Source organism: Alteromonas sp. NFXS44 (genome assembly GCF_040148705.1).
Classification (GTDB): domain Bacteria; phylum Pseudomonadota; class Gammaproteobacteria; order Enterobacterales; family Alteromonadaceae; genus Alteromonas.
Map to the genome: position 1 here is coordinate 488,257 of NZ_JAGDEA010000008.1, position 11,856 is coordinate 500,112.

12 protein-coding genes are annotated in these 11,856 nt (G+C 49.8%); 3 read left to right on the forward strand and 9 right to left on the reverse strand.

Annotated features, from left to right (window positions below):
• Nucleotide 1 precedes the first annotated feature (1 nt).
• Entirely contained in the window at nucleotides 2–1,753 is a 1,752-nt protein-coding gene (locus J3369_RS13210) for a flotillin family protein (RefSeq protein WP_349587609.1), read from the forward strand.
• A 27-nt stretch (nucleotides 1,754–1,780) separates the two neighbouring features.
• On the opposite strand, the gene miaE is transcribed toward J3369_RS13210, so the two are convergent.
• Both miaE and J3369_RS13220 read right to left on the reverse strand, forming a co-directional pair.
• The gene (miaE, locus tag J3369_RS13215; protein WP_349587612.1) at nucleotides 1,781–2,536 is read right to left on the reverse strand and encodes a tRNA isopentenyl-2-thiomethyl-A-37 hydroxylase MiaE; all 756 of its coding nucleotides are present in this window, start codon (nucleotides 2,534–2,536) and stop codon (nucleotides 1,781–1,783) included.
• Between the two features lie 107 nt (nucleotides 2,537–2,643).
• Complete coding sequence (locus J3369_RS13220) at nucleotides 2,644–3,213, reverse strand: histidine phosphatase family protein (protein WP_349587614.1); 570 nt, start codon at nucleotides 3,211–3,213, stop codon at nucleotides 2,644–2,646.
• A gap of 149 nt (nucleotides 3,214–3,362) precedes the next feature.
• On the opposite strand from J3369_RS13220, the gene J3369_RS13225 reads away from it, so the two are divergent.
• Complete coding sequence (locus J3369_RS13225) at nucleotides 3,363–4,034, forward strand: 2'-5' RNA ligase family protein (RefSeq protein ID WP_349587616.1); 672 nt, start codon at nucleotides 3,363–3,365, stop codon at nucleotides 4,032–4,034.
• 256 nt (nucleotides 4,035–4,290) lie between these two features.
• Nucleotides 4,291–4,890 carry a Yip1 family protein gene (locus tag J3369_RS13230; protein WP_349587618.1) on the forward strand — a complete coding sequence of 200 codons (600 nt, stop codon included), beginning with the start codon at nucleotides 4,291–4,293 and terminating at the stop codon, nucleotides 4,888–4,890.
• Between the two features lie 78 nt (nucleotides 4,891–4,968).
• Here the strand turns inward: J3369_RS13230 and purF are convergent, their stop codons facing one another.
• From purF to J3369_RS13265, 7 genes are all read right to left on the reverse strand, one after another.
• A complete protein-coding gene (gene purF, locus J3369_RS13235) occupies nucleotides 4,969–6,492 on the reverse strand; it encodes an amidophosphoribosyltransferase (RefSeq protein WP_303575624.1) in 1,524 nt (507 codons plus the stop codon).
• Between the two features lie 14 nt (nucleotides 6,493–6,506).
• Nucleotides 6,507–6,995: a CvpA family protein gene (locus J3369_RS13240; protein ID WP_119501821.1), complete on the reverse strand. Its 489-nt coding sequence runs from the start codon at nucleotides 6,993–6,995 to the stop codon at nucleotides 6,507–6,509.
• A gap of 165 nt (nucleotides 6,996–7,160) precedes the next feature.
• Nucleotides 7,161–7,742 carry an SPOR domain-containing protein gene (locus tag J3369_RS13245; protein ID WP_303575625.1) on the reverse strand — a complete coding sequence of 194 codons (582 nt, stop codon included), beginning with the start codon at nucleotides 7,740–7,742 and terminating at the stop codon, nucleotides 7,161–7,163.
• A 9-nt stretch (nucleotides 7,743–7,751) separates the two neighbouring features.
• Nucleotides 7,752–9,035: a bifunctional tetrahydrofolate synthase/dihydrofolate synthase gene (gene folC / locus J3369_RS13250; protein WP_349587623.1), complete on the reverse strand. Its 1,284-nt coding sequence runs from the start codon at nucleotides 9,033–9,035 to the stop codon at nucleotides 7,752–7,754.
• Nucleotides 9,036–9,881 (reverse strand): acetyl-CoA carboxylase, carboxyltransferase subunit beta, encoded by an 846-nt coding sequence (gene accD, locus J3369_RS13255; RefSeq protein WP_303575627.1) that lies wholly within the window; start codon nucleotides 9,879–9,881, stop codon nucleotides 9,036–9,038.
• Nucleotides 9,882–10,046: 165 nt separating this feature from the next.
• A complete protein-coding gene (gene truA, locus J3369_RS13260) occupies nucleotides 10,047–10,838 on the reverse strand; it encodes a tRNA pseudouridine(38-40) synthase TruA (protein ID WP_303575628.1) in 792 nt (263 codons plus the stop codon).
• Between the two features lie 77 nt (nucleotides 10,839–10,915).
• Nucleotides 10,916–11,665, reverse strand: coding sequence for a FimV C-terminal domain-containing protein (locus tag J3369_RS13265; protein WP_349587628.1), 750 nt, complete (start codon nucleotides 11,663–11,665; stop codon nucleotides 10,916–10,918).
• Nucleotides 11,666–11,856 lie beyond the last annotated feature (191 nt).

Below are 11,856 nucleotides of genomic sequence, written 5' to 3' on the forward strand. Positions count from 1 at the left end.
TATGGAAACCTACTCTGCTAATAATCTGCCCGCCGTTCTTATCATCGGGCTTGTTGTCGTTATCGCCCTGCTGGCCATTGGTCTTATTTTCGCTAAGCTTTATAAACGGGCCACTAAAGAAACGGCCTTCGTCAGAACCGGTCTGGGCGGTGAAAAAGTCATTAAAGATGGCGGTGCGATAGTGCTGCCGGTGGTGCACGAAATCATTCCCGTGAACATGAACACCCTGCGTATTGAGGTAGAAAAAACCCAGAAAGATGCGCTGATCACCAAAGATCGCATGCGGGTGGATGTAAAAGCCGACTTTTACTTACGTGTAGCGCCCAGTGCCAGCGGCATTTCCATGGCGGCACAAACTTTAGGTACCCGTACAACCCGGGCCGAAGAAGTGAAAAAGCTGATGGAGTCGAAGTTTGTAGACGTACTTCGCGCCGTGGCTGCGGAAATGACAATGACCGAAATGCATGAACAGCGTGCAGATTTCGTTCAGAAAGTGCAGCAGAGTGTTGCAAACGATCTTGAGAAAAATGGTCTGGAACTGGAATCGGTAAGTTTAACCGGCTTCGATCAGACCGACCTGGATTTCTTCAATGAGAACAATGCCTTTGATGCTGAAGGTCGTGCCCGTCTTGCAAAAATCATTGAAGAGAAGCGTAAAGAAACCAACGATATCCAGCAAGAAAACCGCATCAAGATTGAAACCCGTAATCTGGAAGCGGAAAAAGAGTCGCTGAATATTAAACGGGAAGAAGAAGAAGCCCGACTGATGCAGGAGCAGGTTTTGCAGTTTAAGCGTCAGGAGCAAAAAGCTGAAATCGCTAAACAGCGGGAGCAAAAAGAACGGGAAGAACGTGAAGCCGGCATTGCCAAAGAAAAAGCCGTTGAAGCAGCTGAAATTGACAAGTCACGTGAGCTGGAAACCCGTGAAATTGCCAAGCGCAAAGCACTGGAAGAAGCCCGTATTGCCCAGCAGCAGGACGTCGAAGTAGCCGAACAGGTTAAACAAATTGCGGTTGCTACCAAGTCAGAAGAAGAGTCTGCCGCACGAGCTAAAGCAGCAGAAGCAGAAAAGACTAAGGTAGAGAAAGAAGAAGCGGTAACCACAGCCCGTCAGGTTGCAGAAGCTAAGCGTCGCATGGAAATTGAAGTGATTGACGCCCGTAAAGAAGCGGAACGGGAAGCAGTGGGTATTACCGTAGAAGCTCAGGCGAAAAAAGAAGCTGCGGAGAATGCGGCTGAAGCCATTTTAACTGAAGCCAAAGCCACAGCGGATGCGAAAATGCTGCAGGCGCAGGCCGATGAAAAAGTACTGGCCGTAGAAGCGGCGGGTAAACAGGCGTTGTACGATGCTGAAAATACCCTGAAAAACGAACAGATTGAGCTGCAAAAAGCACTGGCAATTCTGAAAGTCCTGCCTGAAATAATCGCCAGCGCCGTGAAGCCGCTGGAAAATATTGAAGGCATTAAAATTCTGCAGGGCTACGGTACCGGCAATGCCGCCGGCGGTGCAGACGGTACAATAAGCACCGGTAGAGGCAGTATGGCCGATCAGGTCACGCAGGCAGCGTTGAATTACCGTGCCAACGCACCGGTTGTCGATGCTCTGTTACGGGAAGTCGGTCTGGTAGATAAAGCCGGTGGTTCACTCACCGATTTATTAAAAGGCGACAATGCTATGGTTGCAGCCCTTACCTCTCAAACCGGCTCGGCCACTGAAACCAAATCAAATGGTGCCGGACCTGCCCCGCAATAAATCTCTCAGACTGCCGGTTCAGTTAAATTAACTGACCGGCAAACCGCTGTGGAATTTAAAATCCTCATCCGGTGAGGTTATCAGTTCGCCTTCTACCTCACCGAAAAAAGCAATACGTTCTGCAATATCCTCACCGGCAATCTCTTCTGCCAGTGTCAGATAATCCTGATAATGTCGGGCTTCCGAGCGAAGCAACGAAATATAAAAATCGCCCAGACGCTTATCAACATGGGGGGCCAATTTAGCAAAACGCTCACAGGAACGGGCTTCAATGTACGCGCCGCAAATGAGTTTATCTGTGAGGGCTGCCGGCTCATGAGTACGCACGTGACGCATCAGTCCTTTTGCATAGCGGCTTGAAGCGATATTTTCATAAGGAATGCCGTACTCATTCATGATTTCCAGTACCTGGAAAAAATGATGCAGTTCCTCTTTGATAAGCAGCACCATTTTATCAATGAGATCCTGGCCGTAAGGTGTGCCGGACTTGGGAATAATCGATTTCGACAATTTGTTATGTTTAAGCAGTGACTGCCAGTCACCTTCTTTCCGGTAAGCAAAGTCTTCGAAAGGCTTCAGCCATGCCAGTAAGGCATCGCCGCTTTCCTTATCTACCGCATAGCGACGGATAAGAAACATGGCACTTTGCGCAGCTTTAAGCTCGCAAATCAAATGATCAGTCAGTACCACCGCCAGATTGTCTTTTTCCGCGGCTTTTTCAACCCAGGGATCAGGGGTTTCACACTGTAAAAATGAATGGATAGGTGCGAGTAATTCGTTCATCTGCGGCCAGCACTGCTTTTTCAGGTTAATTCATATCAGTTAAATAAAGACAACGCCCTTCAGGGCGCAGCCGGGCGCGGATCCTAACACAAATCCGCCGAGTATATTTAGTCGATCCACTGTTGCCAGTGCAGTTTACCGTTTTGCCAACCAAGCAACATGCCGCCACAATTATCAATAGTACGGCCTTCACCGAAACTGCGGGCGATACAGGCCATCGCATCACCATGACTGACAATAAGAATACGGGAAGCCGTTTCGCTGTTCATCAGTGAGTGAAAGGTTGTCATAAATCGCTCTGTCACCATGTTGGCACTTTCACCGCCGTTGTCAGGCATAAGATCAGGACGGGTATACCGGTGTTCTTTAAACGCCTGATAGGCTGCAAGTCCGCTGGTTTCCTTTCCCTGCCATTCACCAAAGTTACGTTCGCAGAAACCTTGGTACACTTTATGGGACTGCCCCAGCGAGCTGGCACAAATTGTAGCGGTATCTTTCGCGCGGCCAAGGTGTGAGCTGACCACAAGATCAATATCCCAGTTCCCGGCCTTCGCTGCCAGCTCAGCCGCCTGTGCCCGTCCTTTTTCTGTCAGCGGACTGTCCAGCTGCCCCTGCAATTTCTTGTCACGGTTCCACTCAGTCTGACCATGACGGCACAAGAAAATGTGTTTTTCCATGTTTATCCTTAGCATTCATTGAAGTATCAGACTTGTGGGAAAGCGCTGTTTCAAGTAGCGTTGATGCCTGCCACTCCCTGCTGATCACCAACAGATTGACTGCCGGTATTTGAAAGGGTTTTCGTTATTCTACATCATGAGATAAGCCGTTGAAATTAAGTGCGTCCATTATTGCAATCTTGTCAGGTTGTTTACTGTCTTTTGCTGCGCTGGCAAAAAGTGTGTCTGTTAATGTTTTTGCTGTACCGTCTGCGGACATAGAGCAGACAGTCGCCTCGGTAAGCGATAAACTGAAGCAGAACGGTATGGAGAGCTTTTACGAACAGGGATTTCCTGTTCATATTACGTTGTACCTCACCACTTACGACGAAGCCGCTATTCCCGGTTTACTGGCGAAAGTAAAAATGCTCACAACCACACAACCGGCAGTGCCCCTGAAAGCTGAGGGATTTACGGTAACCGCAGGGAACTGGGTATTTGTCGATGCGGTGAAAGAAACTGAACTGCAACATCTGGCGGATAAACTAACAAATGCCTTGTCCCCGTTAAGAGATCTTTCAGCGCCACTGCCTGCGTGGGTTAATGCCTATCCGCAAAAGAAGGCGGTGTTCGAACAATATGGCAGCCCTAATGTATTTGCACAATTTGAGCCGCATATGACATTGCTGGCCGCAGAAGCATCACCCGCCCTGCCAGCGATGAAAAAGTATTTTGCTGACTCTCCCCCCTCTGCTACCGGTTATGTAAAAGCTGTGGGCGTGGGACTGGCAGATGAAAAAGGCCAGATAACCAAAGTTCTCGGACATTTTCAGCTCAAGTAGCCGTAAACAACGTCTGTTTCTTCCCTTCTAACCAATTCGGGCCGGATATTTCCTTTCGGCCCCGATTTTCTGCGCTTTAATATCTTCAGCAAATTCAATCACTCACAAAACTGAACATTTTTTAAGCAAAAAATATTTGACCCTGCACCAAACATGATCAACACTTATTGTAAAATTAATGTTAATTATATTAACCATAAACAAACATAAATATGATCAACGCTGCACGCAGCGCCGGTAACAATAAGGTGAAAATATGATATTGAATCACTTGCTCGGCATATACACTCATCCCCGTGAAGAATGGCAGGACATAGACAGACGACATGAAAGTTGTGTGTATGCCCTTAGTCATATCGGGGTTATTGCGTTGATACCTTCACTGGTCACGTATTATTCCGGCGCGCACCTTGGCTGGAGTATCGGTGCCGGTGATCTAATAAAACTGACCGAGCAAAGCGCAGCAATGCTGGCAGTGGGCATGTATTTTGGCCTGATAGCCGGTGTGCTTATTCTTACCTACATGATTCATGAGCTTGCGAATGCGTTTGACGCCAAGCCCAATTATACCGAGTCTTTAGATCTTGCCGCGTATACTGCGACACCGTTATTTATGACGGGGTTTGCTGGTCTTTATCCGGAACTCTGGTTCGTGATGGCTGTAGGTCTGGTCGGACTCGCCTACTCTGTATACCTGCTTTATTCAGGTACGCCAATTATGATGCATATACCGGATGGTAAAGGGTTCATTTATGCCAGTTCTGTAGTGACGTGCGGACTGGTACTTCTGGCTATTTTAATGGCCAGCACCGTGATCATGTGGAGTATGGGCTTCGGTCCGGTATACGTGCACTGATCACTAAATTTCATCCATATTCGAAAGCAAAAGACCGCTCTGAGAGCGGTCTTTTTATTTCGTGCGCGGATTTCCGGTTTAGTTGTCAGAATCCATATTGTGCATTTCCAGGTTAGACAATTCTGCCTGCACCACAGGGCCGCTCTTTGACGCTTCACCACGGGCAATATCGATACGCTCAAGATAATCCTGGTCAATATCAGCAGTAATGTAATTACCGTCGAATACTGACGTTTCAAAGCGCTGAATTTCAGGGTTCTCTTCCCGTACCGCTTCAACCAGATCTTCAATGTCCTGGAAAATCAGTCCATCGGCCTGAATAAGATCTGCAATCTGGTCAATCTCACGGCCGTAGGCAATCAGTTCATTGGCAGACGGCATATCGATACCGTACACATTCGGGAAACGGATCTCAGGAGCAGCAGAAGCAAAGTAAACTTTCTTCGCACCGGACTCACGGGCCATTTCGATGATTTGACCGGACGTGGTGCCCCGTACAATAGAGTCATCTACCAGCAGTACGTTTTTGCCTTTAAATTCTGAAGAAATTGCGTTCAGTTTACGGCGTACAGACTGCTTACGCATGGTCTGTCCCGGCATAATGAAGGTACGACCGATATAACGGTTTTTCACGAAGCCCTGACGGTAAGGTAACTCAAGGGTATTGGCGATTTGCAGCGCCACATCCATGGAGGTTTCCGGAATAGGAATGACCACATCGATATCGAGGTCGGCCCACTCGCGGGCAATTTTCTCACCCAGCTTACGCCCCATGTTGACGCGGGAAGCATAGACAGAAATACCATCGATGAATGAATCAGGACGGGCAAAGTAAACAAATTCAAAAATACACGGGGAAGTGGCCGGTACTTCAGCACACTGCTGGGTATGCAGTTCACCTTTTTCGGTGATGTATACACATTCGCCCGGCGCTACGTCACGGATGAAGGTAAAACCTACTGCATCCAGAGCCACGCTTTCAGAAGCAACCATGTATTCTTCGCCCATTTCTGTAATGCGCTTGCCCAGCGCCAGAGGACGGATACCGTTAGGGTCACGGAAAGCTACCAGGCCCTGTCCGATAATCGCAGCAACCACGGCATAGGCACCGCGGATCTTCTTATGGACGGTTGTGACCACTTTGAAAATATCTTTTGCAGTTACGGTTAAGTCGGCAACCTGCTGCAGCTCATGAGCCAGAATGTTTAATAACAGTTCAGAATCTGAAGAGGTATTAATGTGACGGCGGGCAATACGGAACACTTCGTCCTGCAGTTCGTGTGCATTGGTAAGGTTACCGTTATGCGCAAACGCGATACCAAAAGGTGAGTTTACGTAGAAAGGCTGTGCCTCAGCAGAGCTTGATGTGCCTGCGGTGGGATAACGGCAGTGACCGATACCCATATTTCCTGACAGACGCTTCATATGGCGTGTGTGGAAAACATCCCGCACCAGGCCATTTGCTTTTCTCAGATTAAATCGATTCTGTTCGATCGTAATGATACCAGCAGCGTCCTGTCCGCGATGCTGTAACACTGTCAGTCCATCATAGAGTGACTGAGCAACAGGTGTTTTACCAACAATTCCGACAATACCACACATTTGCTTTACCTATATCAAGCGGGTTTTAGAAAACTGGAGCTGCCTTTCACGAAGGTGAAAAACCACTCTATGATGACACCAAATTCCGGTATCAGCAGAGACTGGCTCCACCAAACGGCTTTTGCTGCATCAGTAAACGTATCCATAAAGAACAATAGTGCGCTTACAATCAGTACGCCACGTAAAGCGCCGAAAATTGCGCCTAACGCCCGGTCTGTGCCGGATAATCCTGAAGCTTGTACTAGCTGGCCGACAACGTGGTTAAATAAACCACCCAGTACCAGCGTAACAATAAAGAGAACAACGATTGCAGCACCATTGCGCAGCACCTCGTCGTCTATTTGCGTGAAATAGACAGCAAGATCGGCATGAAATTCACTGGCAATAAATAGTGCACCGAACCAGACAACCAGGGAAATGGCTTCTTTCACAAAGCCACGCATCAGACTTATCAGCGTTGAAACCGCGATAATACCGAGAATGGAAAAATCAACCCAATTCATGAAGCGTTATACTATCCGTCTGTCGTTAAGCACGCAGTGTGACTGCCCCGCTGCGAGATGGCGCGCATTCTAACAGAAGCCCCGGAGATTACCAATGTGTAATCTTAACGCGGACCGGGTAACTTCCCGCTTGAGTAAGAAAAACTTGCCACCTGCCGCCGGAAGCTATTCGGCGTTGAATGTAGCCACCTTCCCTTTCAGTCCGGTGATCTCCTGCAAATGCGGCACTGCTTTTTGTAATTTTGCTTTGTCGGTATCTGGTCCGACGAACACTTTCGTCAGCGGACCGGAACGGGTTTCCACAGGGCGGCTGAAGGCACGGTAGCCGGCCTGCTCAAGTTTTACGAGTAATTGCTTTACGTTTTTCTGGTGGCGGAAGCTGCCAAGCTGCACCACCCAGCTGCCTTCAACGGCTTCCGGCGCAGGCTGCTCCACCACTGTCTGACGGGCCAGGTCGTCTTCAATAGCTTGCTGTGCTTTTTCTGACGATGCAGCAACCTGTGCAGCTTCATCATCAACCGCAGGCTCATCGACCACTTCCAGCGGACGTTGGGTGACACCCGCAACGCGGTCTACAGGAAACGGTTCGGGATCCACAATAGGCTTAGTCGCCGGCGTAGCCGGCACACTGACAAATTCGTCCTGATTCGTTTCTTTTTTTCTGTCGAGAAAATCTGGCAGGAAAATGACTGCCAGCGCGACCAGAATAACGGTGCCGACCAGTCTGTTATGTAACGCCGGGGTCACTGTTTACTCCTATTGGATACTACTGTCCTTGTGAAACGTTAATATATCCGCAACGGTAAGAAAAGAACCAAATACCAGGATGCGGTCATTCTCATTTGCTGCTTCACGGGCTGCTTTATAAGCGGCGGTTACCGAATCAAATGCATTGGCATGTGCCCGCTGATGTGGCTGTAAGTGAGACATTAAGGTACTGCCACTTAAGCCTCTTGGCCCGCTGGTATTACCAAGGTACCACTTCGCCTTTACGCCCGCCAGTTCATCCAGCGTGGCGGCCAGTGATTTATCTGCCAGCATACCGGCAACAATATGCAGTTTACCGTTTAATCCGCTGTCCGCCCAGTCGCGCATTAATGCACAGGCCTGTGAATTATGGGCCACATCAACCAGCACTTCAGGCGATTGGGATAAGGTTTGTCTGCGTCCGGGCACATTCACCGTACTGACAAGGTGTTGCAGTGCGGTGTTGTCAGGAAACAACCCCAGCCGTTTCAATGTTGCCAGTGCTGTCGCCACGTTTTGCAGCGGAATTTGCGGCATGGGCAACCAGGCAGTCTGCTCATCTTCATGATACCAGCGCCACATGTCACCCTGCTGCTCTGTACCGAACGTCCGGCCGGCCCACCAGGTATCAACCTGATGTTCACTGACGTACTCATCCAGCGTTGAAGGCGGCTCGCGCTCTCCTACTACCGCAATGCCGTTATTGCGCATGATACCTGCTTTCTCAATGGCGATGGCTTCACGGGTATCTCCCAGCCAGTCCATATGATCCAGACCGATGGTCGTGATAACAGCAACAGACGGTTCAATGATATTGGTTGCATCCAGCCGGCCACCAAGACCTACTTCAAGAATAGCAATGTCGACACCGGCATTCACCATCATCAGCATGGCGGCAAGCGTACCGAATTCAAAATAGGTCAGGCTGATATCACCTCTGGCCTGTTCAATTGCAGCGAAGGCTTCGCAGTACAAGCGTTCTGCTTCAATGTCGCCATTGATGCGTACACGCTCACGGTAATCCAGCAGATGGGGAGAGGAATACACACCGGTGGTTTTACCCTGCGCCAGGCAGGCTTGTTCGATGAAGCGGCAAGTAGTGCCTTTGCCGTTTGTACCGGCAACGGTGATGACAGTCTGGTTTGAAAAATCTAAGGCGAGTTTGTCAGCGACCTGCTTCACCCGCGTCAGCCCCATATCGATGGCAGTGGGATGAATGGACTCAAGGTAAGCCAACCACTGCGTCAGAGAGTTATCCGCTGACGCAGTAAAAGAAGGTGATTGTTTATTCACTTAATTCGGGCGATGCATCTTTTCTAACAGGCCGTGTAATTTATCACGCATTTTACGACGGTCAACAATCATATCGATGGCACCTTTATCCAGCAGGAATTCACTGCGCTGGAAACCTTCAGGCAAGGTTTCACGAACGGTCTGTTCGATAACACGCGGGCCTGCGAAACCGATAAGTGCTTTTGGCTCGGCAACGTTAACGTCACCCAGCATAGCCAGACTGGCCGAAACACCACCCATTGTAGGGTCGGTAAGCACAGAAATGTAAGGTAAACCCTTTTCGCTCATTTTTGCCAGTGCAGCAGAGGTTTTCGCCATCTGCATTAATGACATCAGCGCTTCCTGCATACGGGCACCGCCGGAAGCAGAGAAACAAATGAGTGGCATGTTGTGTTCAAGGCAGGCATTAACAGCAGCCACGAAACGGGCACCGACAACAGATGCCATGGAACCGCCCATGAAGGCAAATTCAAAGCTGGCAACCACAACCGGCATGCCTTTCAGTTTGCCCTGCATCACGATTAATGCGTCTTTCTCGTTGGTGCTTTTTTGTGCCGCAACGATGCGATCTTTATAGCGCTTGGAATCTTTGAATTTCAGAACGTCCTGAGGTTCTAAATCTCCGCCCAGCTCTTTACGGTCGCCGGTATCCAGAAACGCATCAATACGCTTACGGGCGCTGATACGCATATGGTTGTCACACTTAGGACACACTTCCAGCAGCTTTTCCAGTTCCTGCTTGTACAGCACAGCCTGACAGCTTGAACATTTCGTCCACACACCTTCCGGTACGTTACCTTTCGTGGACGTTTGAGTTTTAGGCAGAATTTTTTGAATCCAGCTCATAGTAAGGAGAATCCTTGTTATCTGTAACTATGCTTCGTTGGTCTTTATTTGTGCACAGTGTTAAAAGAACGCGATTTAGCCATGTATTAGACCACATATCCGCACCCGGTAAAAAGTAAAACTGGTCTAAGAAGTCAAGCTACTCACCGACTGCTCATCAGGCTTTCAGGTTTCCGGCAGAAACAACGGCCCGGCCGGTTGGCGGGGAATGCCGAATGTATCCGGGTAAGTCACATCGACCAGGTACAGTCCGTTCGGTTTTGCTGTTGCAGCCGCCTGTGTGCGGTCTTTTGCGGCTAACAGTTCTGCAATCCAGCTTACCGGCTGTTCGCCACACCCTACTTTAATGAGTGAACCGACAATATTGCGCACCATATGATGCAAAAATGCATTCGCACGTATTTCGACAACCACATAACGGCCCTGACGAAACACAGATACACCGGTAACGTTACGAAATGGCGTTTTTGACTGGCAGTGAGCAGCACGGAATGAGGTGAAATCCTGTTCGCCGATCACCGCCTGAGCAGCCTCGTGCATCAGTGATGCATCCAGTTCCTGGTATTCGTGGGTAACGCCGTTCAGCAGAATCGCCGGACGCAGCGGCGAATTATAAATCACATAGCGGTAACGACGGTGGGTTGCAGAGAAGCGGGCGTGAAAATCATCACTGACGGTTTTTACCCAGCTCACAGCGACAGAATCAGGAAGGTTGGTGTTCACACCCATTGTCCAGGCACGGTCCGGACGTTCACCGTCAAAGTCGAAATGCACCACCTGACCGGTGGCATGTACGCCGGCATCGGTGCGACCGGCACATTGCACATCAATGGGTTGATTGGCTACCACAGACAGTGCTTTTTCCAGATATCCCTGCACACTGGGTAATTCACGCTGACGCTGCCAGCCATAGTGTGCTGCGCCATCATACTCGACGCCCAGGGCGATTCTTGCCATGAAAATTCTGCTCCCGCTAAAAAACCGGCTAAGTGTAGTCAGCCACTTAGCCAGATGCAAGCGTTAGCGCGCAGACACTAACTTAAACCGGCGAGGATTGTTTTGGCTTCTTCAATCTGATCTTCGCTACCCTTTTCAAGGACTTCGTTCAGCAGTTCTCTGGCAGCGGTAAAGTCATCCATTTCGACGTAAACACGTGCAAGGTCAAGATTTGCACTCTGACCGGCATCCTTGTCGATGTCGATAACATCATCATCTTCGCCAATCCCGGAGAAGTCAGACAGGCTGACATCCAGGTCCAGCGGGGCATCATCATCAATGGCACTGTCGTCATCACTGTCATTGATAAGGGTTTCCACATCAAGAAAGTCATTTTCTTCGGTGTCATCGTCGATGCTTTGTTGCGGATCAGACAACAACGCTTCAAGGTCAAGGTCCGGGTTGCCCAGCGACATGTCAGGCTTTTCCTGAGATGCCGGTTCATTGTCTGCGGCTGTGTCCGGAGCGACCGGCGAAGTGCCGGCCGGTGCCTCTTCGTCATCGCCCAGTCCACCCAGCAGGTCATCAAAATCAGCCTGTTCAAGCTCATCCAGTAACTTGTGATCTTCGCTGTGATCCTGTGACAGCCAGTCATCCAGACCCGGCAAGTCAGACAATTCATTGTATTCTTCTGACACAGGTTTTTGTGGCAGTTCACCGTCCTGCTCCTGCTCAAGGCTGAAGTCGTCGATACTGTCTTCTGTGTCACCGGCAGGTTCCTCCGGAGCAGTACGCTCAGAAGACGCAGGCGTGTCCATACTGGCGAAAGAAGGAATATCGTCCATCATCTGCCGGTCGAACTCTGCCAGTGCCTCATCAAGTGCACTGCCGTCATTCGACTCTTCCGGCTCTGGCTCTGGCTCTGGCTCTGGCTCTGGCTCTGGCTCTGGCTCTGGCTCTGGCTCTGGCTCTGGCTCTGGCTCTGGCTCTGGCTCTGGCTCTGGCTCTGGCTCTGGCTCTGGCTCTGGCTCTGGCTCTG